Raw genomic sequence first — 16,749 nt, 5'->3', positions numbered from 1 at the left:
GGGGCGGGGCGTCCACTTCCCCGGACGCCCCGCCCCGGCCGCCCGGCCCGGGTCCGGGCCCGGTACCGGAGGCCGCACACGGCCTTCCGGCCGGGCCCGCCTTGCAGAGCAGGCTCTACGCGCGTAGCCGGTCGCAGACGCGATAGCGTCGCCCTCACCCACACGGCCCGGCGGCACCCCCTCGCGGCCCATCCGCCCTCCCGCCCCACCGGGCCCTCCTACGAGCCACTCCTTAGCCCCGAGGAGAGTGCACCATCAACGCGTCCAGCAGCCCTCCCGCCGTCGAACTGGCCGGGATCACCAAGCGCTTCCCCGGAGTCGTGGCCAACCACGACATCCACCTGTCCGTCCGCAAGGGCACCGTCCACGCCATCGTCGGCGAGAACGGTGCGGGCAAGTCGACCCTGATGAAGATCCTCTACGGCATGCAGAAGCCGGACGAGGGCACCATCGCGATCGACGGCCAGGAGGTCGCCTTCTCCGACCCCGGCGACGCCATCGACCGGGGCATCGGGATGGTCCACCAGCACTTCATGCTGGCCGACAACCTCACCGTCCTGGAGAACACCGTCCTGGGCAGCGAGAAGCTGTACGGGATCGGCTCCCGCGCCCGCGCCCGGATCAGGGAGATATCCGACGCCTACGGCCTGGGCATCCGTCCCGACGCCCTCGTGGAGGACCTCGGCGTCGCCGACCGCCAGCGCGTGGAGATCCTCAAGGTCCTCTACCGCGGCGCCCGCACCCTCATCCTCGACGAGCCGACCGCCGTGCTCGTGCCGCAGGAGGTGGACGCCCTCTTCGCCAACCTCCGCGAGCTGAAGGCCGAGGGCCTGACCGTCATCTTCATCTCGCACAAGCTGGGCGAGGTGCTCTCGGTCGCCGACGACATCACCGTCATACGGCGCGGCACCACCGTCGCCTCCGTCGCCCCGGGCGACGTCACCGTCAAGCAACTCGCCGAGCTGATGGTCGGCGCCGAACTGCCCTCGCCGGAGACGCGCGAGTCCACCGTCACCGACACCCCGATGCTCGAGGTCAGGGGGCTCACCCTCACCGGGAACGACGCCGTCGACGGCGCCCGCACCCTCCTGGACGGGATCGCCTTCACCATCCGCAAGGGCGAGGTGCTGGGCCTGGCCGGTGTCGAGGGCAACGGGCAGACCGAGCTGATCGAGGCCCTGATCGGCATCCGCAGGCCGGACGCCGGCACCGTCACCCTCGCCGGCGAGGACATCACCCACTGGCCCACCCGCCGCCGCCGCGAGGGCGGCGTCGGCTACATCCCCGAGGACCGCCACCGGCACGGGCTGCTGCTGGAGTCCTCCCTCTGGGAGAACCGCATACTCGGCCACGTCACCGAGGCCCCCAACAGCAGGGGCGCCTGGCTCGACATCAAGGCCGCCCGGGCCGACACCGAGCGGATCGTCGAGGAGTACGACGTCCGCACCCCCGGCATCGACGTCACCGCGGCGTCCCTGTCCGGCGGCAACCAGCAGAAGCTGATCGTGGGCCGCGAGATGAGCCACGGCCCCCGGCTCCTGATCGCCGCCCACCCCACGCGCGGCGTGGACGTCGGCGCGCAGGCGCAGATCTGGGACCAGATCCGCGAGGCCCGCCGCGCCGGCCTGGCCGTCCTGCTGATCTCCGCCGACCTCGACGAGCTGATCGGCCTGTCCGACACCCTGCGCGTGATGTACCGCGGCCGACTGGTCGCCGACGCCGACCCCGCCACGATCACCCCTGAGGCCCTGGGCTCCGCCATGACCGGCGCGGCCTCCGGCCGTCTCGACGAGGCCGCCGACGCGGCCGCCGGGACCGCCGGAAACACAACCGCGGGCCGGGACGGGGGAGAGGACCGATGAAGAAGTTCGACAAGGACCGGCTGATCCTGGCGGCCGGCGGACCGGTGCTCGCCATCGTCGTCGCCCTGGCGCTGACCTCGGTGGTACTGCTCGCCTCCGGCCTGAACCCCGTGCAGCCGTACGCGCTGATGGCCGAGTACGCGATGCACTCCGACATCCAGGTGCTCATCGTCAACCAGGCCGCCACGTACTACCTGGCCGCGCTCGCGGTGGCGGTCGGCTTCCGGATGAACCTGTTCAACATCGGCGTCGACGGCCAGTACCGGCTCGCCGCGATGGTCGCCGCCCTGGTCGGCGCCTCCGTCGCGCTCCCCGGGCCGCTGCACGTCCTGCTCATCATGGTCGTCGCCATGCTGGTCGGCGCCTTCTGGGCGGGCATCGCGGGCATCCTCAAGACCACCCGCGGCGTCAGCGAGGTCGTCTCGACGATCATGCTGAACTCCATCGCCACCAGCGTGGTCGCCTACCTGATCCTGCCCGCCCAGTTCGGCGAGCAGGTCGGCAACAACCTCACCACCGGCCGGATCGCCGAGTCCGGCTGGTTCCCCGGCATCGACCTCGGAGTGGCCGGCGAGATCTACGGCTTCACCGTCGTCGCGGCCCTGTGCGGCGTCCTGTACTGGCTGGTCCTGAACCGCACCCGCTTCGGCTTCGACCTGCGCGCCACCGGCGCCAGCGAGAGCGCGGCGGTCGCCAGCGGCGTCGACGCCAAGCGGATGGTGCTCACCAGCATGCTGATCTCCGGCGCCATCGCCGGACTGACCGGCATGCCCGTCCTGCTCGGCGACTCCCACACCTACAGCCTCGACTTCCCCGCCGGCGTCGGCTTCACGGGCATCACCATCGCCCTGCTCGGCCGCAACCACCCGCTCGGCATAGCCTTCGGCGCGCTGCTGATCGCCTTCCTCGACAAGGCGTCCGCGACGCTCGACTACAACGGCTACGAGAAGGAGATCGCCACGATCATGCAGGGTCTGATCGTGATGGCGGTCGTCATCAGCTACGAGTCCGTACGCCGCTACGGCCTGCGCCGCCAGCAGCAGAAGGTGGGCGAGGAACTCGCCGCGGCCGCCGCCGCGGGCTCCACCGGTTCCGGTGACGGCACCGGCCCGAAGAACCGCAAGGAGGTGTCGGCGTGAGCACCGTCCTCACCAAGCCGGCCGCACAGCAGCCGAAGAAGACCGCCCGCCGCCGCCTCACCCTCGCCGAGTGGATGCTCATCATCGCCGGCGTCCTGGCACTGGTCTCGGCCGTACGGCTGATCACCGGCGCCCACGGCATCACCTCCGTGGGGCAGACCTCGGCCGCCCTGCGGCTGGCCGTCCCCATCGGGCTCGCGGGCCTGGGCGGCCTGTGGGCGGAGCGGGCCGGTGTGATCAACATCGGTCTGGAGGGCATGCTGATCCTGGGCACCTGGTTCGGCGCCTGGGCCGGCGTCCAGTGGGGCCCGTGGACGGGCGTGGTCATGGGCGTCGTCGGCGGCGCGCTGGGCGGTCTGCTGCACGCGATCGCCACCGTCTCCTTCGGCGTCAACCACATCGTCTCCGGTGTGGCCATCAACATCCTCGCCGTCGGCGCCACCCGCTACCTGTCCAGCTTCACCTTCGAGGAGATGGAGGGCGGCACCAGCAAGCAGTCGCCGCCGATCGAATCGATCACCCAGATCACCGTCCCCGGGCTGTCCGACGCCATGGCCACGCTCAACGCCAAGCACTGGTTCCTCGTCTCGGACGTCGCCGGCCTCCTGGGCGGCCTGGTCACCAACCTCTCCCTGCTGACGGTCGTGGCCGTCGCCATGATCCCGCTCAGCCGGTGGGTGCTGTGGAGGACCGCCTTCGGCCTGCGGCTGCGCTCCTGCGGCGAGAACCCGATCGCGGCGGAGAGCCTGGGCGTCAACGTCTACAAGTACAAGTACATCGCCGTGATGATCTCCGGCGGCTTCGCCGGCCTGGGCGGCGTCTTCCTCGCCGAGGTCGCCTCCCACATCTACCAGGAGGGCCAGACCGGCGGACGCGGCTACATCGGCCTCGCCGCGATGATCTTCGGCAACTGGATGCCGGGCGGTCTGGCGCTGGGCGCCGGACTCTTCGGCTACGCCGACAGCCTCAACCTGCGCGGCGGCGGCCAGAACGTCCACGCCCTGCTCCTGCTGCTGGCGATCCTGCTGGTCCTGGCCACCGCCTGGGCGGTGTACCGGAAGAAGTACCTGACCGGAGCGGTCATGGCGTTCGTCGGTCTGGTGCTGTTCGTGTGGTACTCGTCGGTGGACGAGGTGCCCAGCCAGTTCGTGAGCGCCGCCCCGTACGTCGTCACGCTGCTGGTGCTGGCGATGTCCGCGCAGCGGCTGCGGATGCCCAAGGCCAACGGGCACGCCTACCGGAAGGGCGAGGGCAAGTAAGTGAGCGAGTCCCGTACGACGGACGCCGGCCGGGTCGACTGGCCGGCGCTGCGGGAGAGGGCCCGGGAGCTGATGTCCCGGGCCTACGCCCCGTACTCGAAGTACCCGGTCGGCGCCGCCGCGCTGGTGGACGACGGGCGCGTCGTCGCCGGCTGCAACGTGGAGAACGCCGCCTACGGGGTCGTGCTGTGCGCCGAGTGCGGCCTGGTCTCGGACCTGGTCGCCACCGGCGGCGGGCGGCTGGTGGCCTTCACCTGCTGCGACGGCCGCGGCGAGGTGCTGATGCCGTGCGGCCGCTGCCGCCAGCTGCTGTGGGAGCACGGCGGCCCCGGCCTGGCGGTCGACACCGCCTCCGGCATCCGGCCGCTGTCCGACCTCCTGCCGGACGCCTTCGGCCCCGACGACCTCGCCGGCCGCTGACCCGGCGCCCCCGACCCCTCCCAAGGAGCATCCCCCTCTGATGGACGCCATCTCCGTCATCCGTACCAAGCGCGACCGGGGCCGCCTCGGCGACGCCCAGATCGACTGGGTCATCGACGCCTACACCCGCGGCGAGGTCGCCGACGAGCAGATGTCGGCCCTGGCCATGGCGATCCTGCTCAACGGCATGGAGCGCGGGGAGATCGCCCGCTGGACCGCCGCGATGATCGCCAGCGGCGAGCGGATGGACTTCTCCTCCCTGCCCCGCCCCACCGCCGACAAGCACTCCACCGGCGGCGTCGGCGACAAGATCACCCTGCCGCTGGCCCCGCTGGTCGCCGCCTGCGGCGCGGCCGTCCCCCAGCTCTCGGGGCGCGGCCTGGGCCACACCGGCGGCACGCTCGACAAGCTGGAGTCCATCCCCGGCTGGCGGGCGCTGCTGAGCAACGACGAGATGATGGACGTCCTGCGCTCGGTGGGCGCGGTGATCTGCGCGGCGGGCGACGGGCTGGCGCCCGCCGACCGGAAGCTCTACGCGCTGCGGGACGTCACCGGCACGGTCGAGGCGATCCCGCTGATCGCCTCCTCGATCATGTCCAAGAAGATCGCGGAGGGGACGGGCTCGCTCGTCCTGGACGTCAAGGTCGGCTCCGGCGCCTTCATGAAGAACCTCGGCGACGCCCGCGAGCTGGCCTCCACCATGGTCGGGCTCGGCACCGACCACGGGGTGCGGACCGTCGCCCTGCTCACCGACATGTCCACCCCGCTCGGCCTGACCGCGGGCAACGCCCTGGAGGTCCGCGAGTCGGTGGAGGTCCTGGCGGGCGGCGGACCGGCCGACGTGGTGGAGCTGACGCTGGCGCTGGCCCGCGAGATGCTCGACGCGGCCGGCCTGCCGGACGCCGACCCGGCCAAGGCACTGGCCGACGGCTCGGCGATGGACCACTGGCGCCGCATGATCGCCGCCCAGGGCGGCGACCCGGACGCGCCCCTGCCCGTCGCCCGCGAGCAGCACGTCCTGCGCGCCGGGACCTCCGGGGTCCTCACGACGCTGGACGCGTACGCGGTGGGCGTCGCCGCCTGGCGCCTGGGCGCGGGCCGCGCCCGCAAGGAGGACCCGGTGCAGGCCGGGGCCGGTGTGGAACTGCACGCCAAGCCCGGCGACCGCGTCACCGCGGGCGCCCCGCTGCTGACCCTCCACACCGACACCCCCGAGCGCTTCGACTACGCGCTCGAAGCCCTCACCGGCGACGCGATCGGGATCGCCGGGGACGGCACCCCCTTCGAACCCACCCCCCTGATCCTGGACCGCATCGCCTGACGCCCGCCCCACCCGCTGCACGACGGCGCGCACCCCGGAGCCCGGGGCGCGCGCCGTCGTGCGTCGCGCCGCCATGACCGCTCCGGCCCGCCGTCCGGGCGGCGCCCGGCCCGCCGGTGCGCCGGATCCCGCGAGGACTTCCGCCTCCTCGACGTCGGTCGCCACGGCGGTCCGCGTCCGTGCCCGTGACCCCGCGCCGTGTCCCGGCAGGGAGCGAGGGGCGGTGACCGTTTGCCGTGCGGGGCGTTGACGGCCTTCCCGGAGGTGCCTATCTTCTCGTTCGAAGTCCTGGTCAGTGTACGACATTTCGAACACCGAAGAGTCGGGAGCCCCATGCCGCGCACACGACCCAGACCAGCCCCCGCGATCGCCCTCCTCACCGGCGCCCTCCTCGCGGGCGCGCTCGCCGCCCTCCCCGCCGCCCCGGCCGCGTCCGCCGCCGAGCCCGCCGACTACACCCTCACCGTCGACCGCACCCGCACCGGCCCGCAGATCGGCGAGCGGATGTACGGCGTGTTCTACGAGGACATCAACCGCGCCGCCGACGGCGGGCTGTACGCCGAACTCGTGCAGAACCGCTCCTTCGAGTACGCCCCCGCCGACCACCCCTCCTACACCGGCCTCACCGCCTGGACCGAGGCCGCCACCGCGGGCGCGACCGGCGCCGCGCGGGTCGTGGACGACGAGCACCGGCTGAACGGGCGCAACCGCAGCCACCTCCGCCTCGACCTCGGCGGAACCGGTGGCGCGGGCGCCCGCTACGGCGTCACCAACGCCGGCTACAACTCCGGGATCGCCGTCGAGGAGGGCGAGAAGTACGACTTCTCCGTGTGGGCCCGCACCGACGCCCGACGCGGCACCCCGCTGACCGTCACCCTCCACGACGCGTCCGGCGAACCCCTCGCCGCGCCACTGCGCCGCACCGTGCGCGGCGACCGCTGGACGAAGTACACCGGCGCCCTCACCGCCCGCACCACCGGCACCACCGGGCGGCTCACCGTGGCCGCGGGCGGCGCGGGCACGCTCCGCCTCGACATGGTCTCGCTCTTCCCCCGCGACACCTACAAGGGCCGCCCGGGCGGCCTGCGCAGGGACCTCGCCGAGAAGATCGCCGCCCTGGAGCCCGGCTTCCTGCGCTTCCCCGGCGGCTGCCTGGTCAACACCGGCAGCCACGAGGCGTACGAGGCGCCCAACTGGGAGCGCCGCCGCTCCTACCAGTGGAAGGACACCGTCGGCCCCGTCGAGGAGCGGGCCGTCAACGCCAACTTCTGGGGTTACCACCAGTCCTACGGCCTCGGCTACTACGAGTACTTCCAGTTCGCCGAGGACATCGGCGCGATGCCGCTGCCCGTCGTCCCCGCCCTGGTCACCGGCTGCGGCGAGAACGAGGCCACCGACGACCCCGCACTGCTGCGCCGCCACGTGGCGGACACCCTGGACCTGATCGAGTTCGCCAACGGCCCCGCCACCTCGGAGTGGGGCGGCCTGCGCGCCCGGATGGGCCACCCCGAGCCGTTCGGCCTCACCCACCTCGCCGTCGGCAACGAGGAGAACCTGCCCGACGCGTACTACGAGCGCCTCGCCGTCTTTCGCGAGGCGATCGGGGCCGAGCACCCGGAGATCACGGTCATCGCCAACTCCGGCCCCGACGACGCGGGCGGCACCTTCGACCGCGCCTGGGAGCTGGCCCGCGCGTCCGGCGTGGAGATGGTCGACGAGCACTACTACAACAGCCCGAGCTGGTTCCTGGAGAACAACGAGCGCTACGACTCCTACGACCGCTCCGGGCCGAAGGTGTTCCTCGGCGAGTACGCCTCCCGGGACAACCGCTTCCGCAACTCCCTCGCCGAGGCCGCGTTCATGACCGGCCTGGAGCGCAACGCCGACGTCGTCGAGATGGCCTCCTACGCCCCGCTGCTGGCCAACACCGGCTACGTGCAGTGGAGCCCGGACATGATCTGGTTCGACAACGCCCGCTCCTGGGGCTCGACCAGCTACGAGACCCAGAAGCTGTTCATGACCAACACCGGGGACGAGGTCGTGCCCAGCCGGTCGTCCCCGACCCCCGCCGTCAGCGGCCCGATCACCGGCGCGATCGGCCTGTCCACCTGGGCCACCAGCGCCGCGTACGACGATGTGAGGGTCGTGTCGGCGGACGGCGAGGAGCTGTTCGCCGACGACTTCTCCGCCGGCGCGGGGAGGTGGACCGAAGCCGCCGGACGCGGCGCCTGGACGGTCGAGGACGGCGCGTACGTCCAGACCGACACGGCCGCCGAGGACACCCTGGTCACCGCGGGCGACCCCGCCTGGCGCGACTACGACCTGCGGGTGAAGGCCACCAAGCGGGAGGGCCGCGAGGGCTTCCTGATCGCCTTCGGCGTGAAGGACACCGGCAACCACTACTGGTGGAACCTCGGCGGCTGGGGCAACACCCGCTCGGCGGTGGAGAAGGCGGTGGACGGCGGCAAGGAGACGATGGTCGAGGACGGCACGGTGATCGAGACCGGCCGCGCGTACGACGTGCGGATCGAGGTCCGCGGCCGCCAGGTGACCCTCTACCTCGACGGCGAGAGGTGGGGGAGCTTCACCGACGACAAGGCCGCCGAGCCCTTCCGCCAGGTCGTCGCCCGCGACGAGGCCACCGGCGAGCTGATCGTCAAGGTCGTCAACGCACAGGAGGCCCCGGCCCGTACGCGGATCGACCTCGGGGAGGGGGCGGCCGTCGCGCCGACCGCCCGCCTGACCGTCCTGCGGGGCGACCCCGACGCGGTCAACACCGCCGACGACCGGCCGATCAGGCCCGAGCACGCGACCGTCGGGGGCGTGGACACCTCCTTCACCCACACCTTCCCGCCCCACTCGATCACGTTCCTGCGGATCGCGGAACGCACGCGGTAGGCGGGGCCCGCACGGAGGTGCCCGCACCCCGGGACGCGGGGTACGGGCACCTTCCGTCCGGCCGGGGGCTCAGGCACCCAGCTCGTAGAGGAAGAACTCCTCCCAGGAACCGCCGATCTCGGCGGAACGGGCGCGCAGCGCGTACTGGAGCGAGCCGGTGTAGCCGTTCTCCATGGCGACGAAGAGACCGTTCAGCGTGGACTGGAGCGCCCAGCGGTCCAGCTCCTCGTTGTAGTACACGACGAACCGCTCCCAGCCGCCCACACCGGTGGAACGGGCGCGCAGCAGGTTCTGGGAGCTGCCGGCGAAGTTCTTCTCCACCGCCACGTAGAGGCCGTTGGCCAGGGACCTCAGGGCGTAGGTCTGGGAGGCCTCGTCCCACTCGAAGGCGAAGCCCTCCCAGGAACCGCCGATCTCGGCGGAACGGGCGCGCAGCGCACCGGTGTGGGGAGCCGGGTAGTTCTTCTCGGTCGTGACGAAGAGCCCGTTGCGGGCCGACTGCATCGCCAGGAGGGTGGTCTCGTCCGCCGCGGCGTCCTGCGCGGTGAGGTTCCGGGCGGCGGAGCGCTTGCCGTCCGCCTCGCCGTTCAGGGCCGCGATCGCGTCCCCCTCGACCACCTCCCAGCCGGCCGGTACGGCGGCCTGCGCGGCGGCCGGACGGCCGGTCTGCGGGGCGGCCGCGGCCGCCGGGGCGGTCAGCGCGGAGGCCCCCACCAGAGCGCTCAGAGCCAGAAGAACGGAGGTCATGCGTCGCACAGGTCTCTCACCTTCCGTGAAAAGAATTCCGGGTACGGCGGGGCGACGAGCCCCAGGAAATCCCGATCGCCCCCTCGGGGAAATGCACGGTGCAGAATTCCTCTGCGCGACGACGTCTCCCCGAATCCGTCGCACCCCTGAAAACCGCGGTCGGCGTCCTCCCCTGATGCCTCGGCAGTCGCCGCGCCGGTCGGCGAAGCGGCCTCATCGTAACCGCGCGGCATGTTCCCCGGCGGATATTTTCCCGGCCTCCTGAGAGTTTGTGCGAATTACACGGTGCATTACCGGTTCCGTGGTTCCCCGTTAATCCGGTGGAAACTCACCGTTCCCGTCCCGGTCATCCCGCCCGGCGCCCCGGGGGGATTGTTCGCGGCGGGAGGAGGGGCTGCCGAACAACGCGGCCGGCGCTGGAATGGGCTGTACGGGGCTCCGGCCGGAGCCCCGCGCAACCCGTCCGGGCATCGAACCCATGCCGGGACCGACTCCCGGCGAAACCGTGAGGAAAGTACGTGAAGCGAGCCAGATCCGGGGTGTTCGTCGTGGCGCTGATCGCCGTGCTGGTGTCCGCGTGCGGCTCGGCGGCGCCGGAGACCTCGACGTCCGAACTGTTCGGTGAGTACGTGAAGTCGACCGACGTCAGGAACGACGTCTTCACCGGCAGCGAGACGAGCGAGGACCGCCTGGCCAATATTGCCGCCCACTACAACCCCGAACAGCTGAAGAACGCGCTGTTCTCGTCGCACCCGTGCGATCCCGGCTCCGCCTGCGCCCCCACGGGAGCGGCCGGCAGGGCCGTGCGGGACTTCGCCGGAGCGGACGGAAAGGTCTTCGAGCGCCGCATCCTGGCCAAACGCGAGAACGGTTCCCTGGAGCTGATCACGTTGTACGTGGCGCGGAAACCCGACGGGGCCGCCGCGCTGGTCGATTCCAACGGCGAGTCCTACACCGGCGGCCTGGAGGACTTCCGGGAGAACAACGATCTGCTCGGTCCGGACGACGTGATCCTCACCCCCCGCGACATCACCTCCGTGTCGGGCGAGGGGAAGCTCGTCACGGTCTACGGGCACACCGCCGCGAACTGGGTGCCGTGGCTCGCCGGCGGCGCGGCCGTGGCCCTGCTGCTCGGCACCGGACTGGTGCTGCTCCGCCGGCCCGAGCCCCGCCACTGGGACTTCGAGGACCACTGACGGGGCCCCTCCGCCCGGTACGGCGCGACCGGCTCCCGCCCGGACCGCCGCCGGGCCGCCGTCGGCGGTCCGGGCAGTGCGAGGTGGGGGTGGGGTGGAGTGGGGCGGGGTGCGGGTGCGTGCGGGGGTCGGGGCCGGTCCGGGGCGAACATTCCGGACGGCATGATTTACGGCCGTTGCCGTGCACCCTTGTGTGAAGCGCCTATTGGCCGCAAATCACGCTTGAGTGTCCGGAACGTCCGCCCCTCCCCGTCCCCTCCCGCCGTCGTCCGCGTGCGGCTGGTCCTCGGCTGTTCACGTCCCGGGCGTGACGTTCCCGGCCTGACGCGCGGCTCCGGGAACAAGCCGTCGCCACCGGACGAGAGGCCTCACACCCCGTGTGCGAAGCCTCCCGGCAGGGCGCGTCGGGCCCTGTTCCCGCCGGGCGGTTCGGCGACGCGCTCTTCCGGTTGCGCACCCACGCCGCCGGGGAGGTCACCCGGAGCTTTGTCGGTCACCGCCCGGGCGCTCCTCTCTCACGCGCGGGCCGGTTCGGGACCGCGGAAGCGGCCGAAGAACCAGGACGGTGCCGCGGGGGCGTTCAGGGCCCGCCGGGTCGGCGTTCGGGAGGCGGCACGGGCCCCGCGTGGCCCGCGCCTGCCCGCACGCGGACGACGGCGGGAGGGGACGGGGAGGGGCGGACGTTCCGGACACTCAAGCGTGATTTGCGGCCAATAGGCGGCCTGCGAAACGGTGCACGGCAGCGGCCGTAAATCATGCCGTCCGGAATGTTCGCCCCGGACCGGCCCCGACCCCCGCACGCACCCGCGCCCCGCCCCCACTCGGCCCCACACCACCCCACCCGTCAGGACACCCGCGGGGCCGGAGCTCAGCAGCTCCTCGCGACCTCCAGCCGCCGCCGGACCACCGCGCGGCGCGTGGCGTAGAGGGTGACCCCCGCCGCCAGGACCAGGGCGGTCAGGGCGAGGGCGACCGTCGCGCTCCAGCCCGCCGCGTGGTAGGCGACCGCGCCCAGCGTGCCGCCCAGCGAGCTGCCCGTGTAGTACGCCATCTGGTACAGCGCCGACGCCTGCGCCCTGCCCGTCTTCGCCGTGCGGCCCACCGAGCCGGACGCCACCGCGTGGCCGGCGAAGAAGCCCGCCGTGACCAGCACCAGGCCGAGCAGCACCGCCGTGAGGGTGTCGCCGAGGGTCAGCAGGAGGCCGGTGGCGGTGGCGCCGATCGCCAGGTAGAGCGCGCCGCGCCGGCCGAGCCGCCCGACGAGGCGGCCGGCGGCGGCCGAGGAGACCGTGCCGACCAGGTAGATCACGAAGACCGAGCCGGCCAGGCCCTGGGAGAGGCCGAAGGGTTCGGCCGTCAGCCGGTAGCCCACCACCGTGTAGACCGCGCCGAAGACCGCCATGAACAGCAGGCCGAGCGAGTACAGCCGCACCAGCAGTCCGTCGGAGAGGTGGCCGCGCACCGCCTCCAGCATCTCGGCGGGGCGCAGCGAGGCGGGGGTGAAGTTCCGCGCCCGGGGGATCAGCAGCCGGTAGGCGATCGCGAACAGGAGGGAGAGCACGCCGACCGCCGCCAGGCCCGTGCGCCAGCCCCACCCCTCGGCGACCCAGCCGGTGAGGACGCGCCCGGTCATCCCGCCCACGCTGTTGCCCGCCACGAACAGGCCGATCGCGCCCACCAGGGCGGCGGGCCGCACCTCCTCCGCCAGGTACGCCGTCGCCGAGGCCGGGATGCCCGCGATCGCCGCGCCCTGCACGGCGCGCAGCGCGATCAGGACCTCCAGGTTCGGGGCGAAGGGCTGCGCCAGCGCCACGGCGACCGCGACGGCCAGGGAGCCCGTCATCAGCGTGCGCCGCCCGAAGCGCTCGGAGAGGGCGGACAGCGGCAGCACGGCCACCGCGAGGGCGATGGTGGCGGCCGAGACGGTCCAGCTCGCCTGTCCCGGGGTCACGCCGAAGTCGGCGGAGAGGGCGGGCAGCAGGGGCTGGGTGGAGAACAGCAGCGCGAAGGTCGCCAGGCCCACGGCGAAGAGGGCGAGGCTGATGCGGCGGGAGGACGGGAAACGCTCGGGAGAGGCACCTGTGCGGACAGGTGCCCCGGTATCGACGGAAGGCATGTCTCGAACGTACGATCAACGACCTGATGCGTCCAATGCACGGAACCGCCGATGCTCGTGCACTGACGCATAAGACGAGGTGGGAGGGTGTCGTGTCACCGGTCGGCAACAGAAAAGACATCTCGGTTACATCCGACACATCCAGCACCCCGCCCCACATCGACCCCGGTTCCTGGGCGGCCGCGCTCGCCCCGAGACTGGCGCGGTTCGTGGCCGTCGCCCGGCACGAGCACGTCACGCGCGCCGCGGGGGAGCTGGGCGTGCCGCAGTCCACGCTCAGCCGCGCGATGGCCCGGCTGGAGGACGACCTGGGGGTCGCGCTGTTCGCCCGGCGGGGGCGGACGGTCTCGCTCACCCCGGCCGGACGCACGTTCCTGGCCTCCGTGGAGCGGGCGCTGGCCTCGGTGGAGCAGGCGGCGGAGGCGGTGCGGGCGGACGCGGACCCGGCCGCCGGGAAGGTCGCCTTCGGCTTCCTGCACACACTGGGCTCGGAGACCGTCCCCGGGCTGATCCGCTCCTTCCGCGCCGACCACCCCCGGGTGCGCTTCTCCCTGGTGCAGACGTACGGCGAGGCGATGATCGAGCGGCTGCGCGCCGGAGACCTGGACCTGTGCCTGACCTCCCCGGTCCCGGACGCCCCGGACCTGGCCGCGCGCCGTCTGGACGAGCAGCGGCTGCGCCTGGTGGTGCCCGAGGACCACCCGCTGGCGCGGCGGCGGCGCGTACGGCTGGTGGAGGCGGCGGAGGAGCCGTTCATCACCCTGGAGCCGGGCTACGGGATGCGGCGGATCTTCGACGCGCTGTGCGCCGAGGCGGGCTTCAAGCCGAGGATCGCGTTCGAGGGGGAGGAGGCCGAGACGCTGCGCGGCCTGGTGGCCGCGGGGCTCGGCGTGGCGCTGCTGCCGCCCCCGGCCGTGCCCCGGCCGGGGGTGCGGGAGCTGGCGGTCACGGAGCCGCGCGCGGTGCGGGAGATCGGGGTGGCCTGGGTGGACGGCCGCCCGGACACCCCGCCGGTGGCAGCGTTCCGGACGTTCCTGCTGAGCCGCCGGGGGAGGTTGCTGGCGTAGGGGGCCGGGGACGGCTCCGGGCCGCGGCCCCCGGCCGCGGGCGGGAGGGGCGCCGAGCGGCGCCGGCGGGCGCCCTCAGTGGCGCAGGGAGCGGCCGAAGCCCGCCGCCAGCGGCATCCGCAGGCCCAGCGGCGGCGGGGCCGCCAGCGCGTCGGCCACCGGGCGGGCGAAGTCCCGGTCGCACAGCGACCCGAGGGCGAAGTCCTCGGCCAGGGCGAGGACTTCGGCGCGGTGCTGGCGCAGCGCGTGGCCGTCGGTGTGGACCTCGAAGCGGCAGACGTCCGGGTTGATCTTCTTGGCCCGTACCGCCAGGCGGTACGACAGGTCCGGGGCGGTGCGCTCGTCGTCCGTGCCGTGCACGATCAGCACCCGCCGGCCGGCGAGCTGCCGCACCGGCTCCGCCCCGCCGCCCTCGGCGGTGTCCGGCAGCCAGGGGGCCAGCGCCAGCACGGAGGTCACGGCCGGATGGCCCGCGGCCCGCAGCGCCGCCCGGGCGCCCATGTCCCAGCCCGCCAGGCACACCGGTACGTCGCCATAGCGCCGCACCGTCTCCTCCAGCGCCCACTCGGCGTCCCGCACCGGGTGCGCCTCCCCGCCGTTCCAGCCGCGGTAGCGGTAGTGGACGACGTGCGCCACCACGTCGTGGTCCGCCCCCGCCCGTACCAGCCGCCGCGCCAGCGGCAACGTCGCCGCCGCGGCCCGGGAGGAACGGCGGCGCATGCTCTCGGCCCGCCCCCCGGGGAGCAGCAGGACCACTCCCTGCACCGCCCGCTCGTCACCGAACGCCCGCCCCAGCCGCGCATCCCGCCGCGGCAACGCCTGCTGAGCCATGGCAGAACGATCGCAGAAGCGGGGGTGTACGGGCGGTGCCGTGCGGTCACCATTGGATATCGAAGGGGAGCGGGGGCGGGGCCGCGGGGCGTCCGGCACGGGTCCAGGATGATATCTACGCGCGTAGGCGCTAGAGTGCCGCAATGACGAGCGAGCCTGTCACCACCGTCCCCACCGCGGACCAGATCCGCCGCGCGCCCAAGGTGCTGCTGCACGACCACCTCGACGGCGGTCTCCGCCCGGCCACCGTCGTCGAGATCGCCCGCGCGACCGGCTACGACGCCCTGCCCGAGACCGATCCCGAGGCGCTGGGCACCTGGTTCCGCGAGGCGGCCGACTCCGGTTCCCTGGAGCGCTACCTGGAGACCTTCGCCCACACCTGCGCCGTGATGCAGACGCGCGAGGCGCTGGTGAGGGTCGCGGCCGAGTGCGCCGAGGACCTGGCGGCCGACGGCGTGGTCTACGCCGAGGTGCGCTACGCCCCCGAGCAGCACCTGGAGGCGGGGCTGAGCCTGGAGGAGGTCGTCGAGGCGGTCAGCGAGGGCTTCCGGGAGGGCGAGCGCCGGGCCCGCGAGGCCGGGCACCGCATCCGCGTCGGCGTCCTGCTCACCGCGATGCGGCACGCCGCCCGCTCGCTGGAGATCGCCGAACTCGCCAACCGCCACCGCGACCTGGGCGTGGTCGGGTTCGACATCGCGGGCGCCGAGGCGGGCTACCCGCCCACCCGCCACCTGGACGCCTTCGAGTACCTCAAGCGCGAGAACAACCACTTCACCATCCACGCGGGCGAGGCGTTCGGCCTGCCGTCGATCTGGCAGGCCCTCCAGTGGTGCGGCGCCGACCGGCTCGGCCACGGGGTGCGCATCATCGACGACATCCACGTCGCCGAGGACGGCACGGTGAAGCTGGGCCGGCTCGCGGCGTACGTGCGGGACAAGCGCATCCCGCTGGAGCTGTGCCCCACCTCCAACCTCCAGACCGGGGCGGCCTCCTCCTACGCCGAGCACCCCATCGGGCTGCTGCGGCGGCTGCGCTTCCGCGCCACGGTCAACACCGACAACCGGCTGATGAGCGGCACCAGCATGAGCCGCGAGTTCGGGCACCTGGTGGAGACGTTCGGCTACACGCTCGACGACATGCAGTGGTTCACCGTCAATGCGATGAAGTCCGCGTTCATCCCTTTCGATGAACGTCTGGCCATGATCAACGAGGTGATCAAGCCCGGATACGCCGAACTGAGGTCCGAGTGGCTGTTCCGGGAGGCCGCCACCAAGGGGCTGTGACCAGCGGTTCTCTCGGCCGGCGGGTCCGGGGGAGGAGGCTCCGGGACGGTCGGGTGCGCCGGCGCCGGACCGTTCCGGGATGTTTGCGGCGCGCACGGCGCCCTGGCTACGTTCGCGAGGCCGCTCAAGCCATCCACACGAGGACGTACCAGCTGATGAAGCAGCGAACGATGAAGACGATCGGTGTCGCCGTGCTCGGCGCCGCCTTCGCCGCCGCCGGTGCCGGGACCGCCTCCGCGGCGGACACCCTGGGGGTCAACAAGACCGCCGGCGGCGTACTGAAGTCCCTGCCCGTGCAGGAGGTCGCCAAGACGCTGCCCGCCCCCGACGCCTCCCAGCGGGCCAGGACGCTGCCCGCTCCCGCGGGCAAGGGCGCCGAGAAGGCCGAGCCGAAGCCCAACACCAAGCAGCACGACCCGGTGCGGGACCTGCTCGGCGGCCTGCCGCTCGGCAGCCCCGAGAAGCCGACGATGCTCAACCTGCCGACGGGCAAGCTCACCGGCGCCCTGCAGACCGGCAAGCTCCTGGGCTGATCCCGCTTCCTCCCCTTCTTCCCCCTTCTCCCCTTCTCGGCGCCTCCCCCCTCCCTCCGCCCACCCACGGGGAGGCG

13 protein-coding genes are annotated in these 16,749 nt (G+C 73.0%); 10 read left to right on the top strand and 3 right to left on the bottom strand.

Annotated elements, in window-relative coordinates:
* The first annotated feature begins 254 nt into the window (after positions 1-254).
* The 6 genes from QC029_RS26440 to QC029_RS26415 all read left to right on the top strand — a co-directional run bounded on the left by QC029_RS26440 (position 255) and on the right by QC029_RS26415 (position 8,899).
* Complete coding sequence (locus QC029_RS26440; protein ID WP_279558325.1) at positions 255-1,862, top strand: ABC transporter ATP-binding protein; 1,608 nt, start codon at positions 255-257, stop codon at positions 1,860-1,862.
* Positions 1,859-3,001: an ABC transporter permease gene (locus QC029_RS26435; RefSeq protein ID WP_279558320.1), complete on the top strand. Its 1,143-nt coding sequence runs from the start codon at positions 1,859-1,861 to the stop codon at positions 2,999-3,001. Before QC029_RS26440 ends, QC029_RS26435 begins: the two co-directional genes overlap by 4 nt.
* Complete coding sequence (locus QC029_RS26430) at positions 2,998-4,260, top strand: ABC transporter permease (RefSeq protein ID WP_279558319.1); 1,263 nt, start codon at positions 2,998-3,000, stop codon at positions 4,258-4,260. Before QC029_RS26435 ends, QC029_RS26430 begins: the two co-directional genes overlap by 4 nt.
* A gap of 72 nt (positions 4,261-4,332) precedes the next feature.
* Entirely contained in the window at positions 4,333-4,680 is a 348-nt protein-coding gene (locus tag QC029_RS26425; protein WP_279558324.1) for a cytidine deaminase, read from the top strand.
* A 40-nt stretch (positions 4,681-4,720) separates the two neighbouring features.
* Positions 4,721-6,001, top strand: coding sequence for a thymidine phosphorylase (locus tag QC029_RS26420; RefSeq protein ID WP_279558318.1), 1,281 nt, complete (start codon positions 4,721-4,723; stop codon positions 5,999-6,001).
* Between the two features lie 333 nt (positions 6,002-6,334).
* The gene (locus QC029_RS26415; protein WP_279558317.1) at positions 6,335-8,899 is read left to right on the top strand and encodes an alpha-L-arabinofuranosidase C-terminal domain-containing protein; all 2,565 of its coding nucleotides are present in this window, start codon (positions 6,335-6,337) and stop codon (positions 8,897-8,899) included.
* Between the two features lie 69 nt (positions 8,900-8,968).
* Here the strand turns inward: QC029_RS26415 and QC029_RS26410 are convergent, their stop codons facing one another.
* Positions 8,969-9,646: a hypothetical protein gene (locus tag QC029_RS26410; RefSeq protein WP_279558316.1), complete on the bottom strand. Its 678-nt coding sequence runs from the start codon at positions 9,644-9,646 to the stop codon at positions 8,969-8,971.
* 518 nt (positions 9,647-10,164) lie between these two features.
* Here QC029_RS26410 and QC029_RS26405 point away from each other — a divergent pair.
* Positions 10,165-10,842, top strand: a complete 678-nt coding sequence (locus QC029_RS26405) for a hypothetical protein (RefSeq protein WP_279558315.1) — start codon at positions 10,165-10,167, stop codon at positions 10,840-10,842.
* An 868-nt stretch (positions 10,843-11,710) separates the two neighbouring features.
* Here QC029_RS26405 and QC029_RS26400 read toward each other — a convergent pair.
* Positions 11,711-12,958, bottom strand: a complete 1,248-nt coding sequence (locus tag QC029_RS26400; protein WP_279558314.1) for an MFS transporter — start codon at positions 12,956-12,958, stop codon at positions 11,711-11,713.
* A 92-nt stretch (positions 12,959-13,050) separates the two neighbouring features.
* Between QC029_RS26400 and QC029_RS26395 the strand changes: the two genes are divergently transcribed.
* A complete protein-coding gene (locus QC029_RS26395) occupies positions 13,051-14,025 on the top strand; it encodes a LysR family transcriptional regulator (RefSeq protein WP_279558313.1) in 975 nt (324 codons plus the stop codon).
* A 75-nt stretch (positions 14,026-14,100) separates the two neighbouring features.
* Here the strand turns inward: QC029_RS26395 and QC029_RS26390 are convergent, their stop codons facing one another.
* On the bottom strand, positions 14,101-14,856 hold the full coding sequence (locus QC029_RS26390; RefSeq protein ID WP_279558312.1) for an alpha/beta hydrolase: 756 nt from the start codon (positions 14,854-14,856) through the stop codon (positions 14,101-14,103).
* Positions 14,857-14,999: 143 nt separating this feature from the next.
* Between QC029_RS26390 and QC029_RS26385 the strand changes: the two genes are divergently transcribed.
* Positions 15,000-16,139: an adenosine deaminase gene (locus tag QC029_RS26385; RefSeq protein ID WP_279558311.1), complete on the top strand. Its 1,140-nt coding sequence runs from the start codon at positions 15,000-15,002 to the stop codon at positions 16,137-16,139.
* Between the two features lie 155 nt (positions 16,140-16,294).
* Positions 16,295-16,672, top strand: coding sequence for an ATP-binding protein (locus QC029_RS26380; RefSeq protein ID WP_279558310.1), 378 nt, complete (start codon positions 16,295-16,297; stop codon positions 16,670-16,672).
* Positions 16,673-16,749 lie beyond the last annotated feature (77 nt).

It is taken from the genome of Streptomyces sp. DH37 (genome assembly GCF_029813835.1).
GTDB lineage: Bacteria > Actinomycetota > Actinomycetes > Streptomycetales > Streptomycetaceae > Streptomyces.
This window is presented reverse-complemented; position numbering and strand designations above follow the sequence as displayed.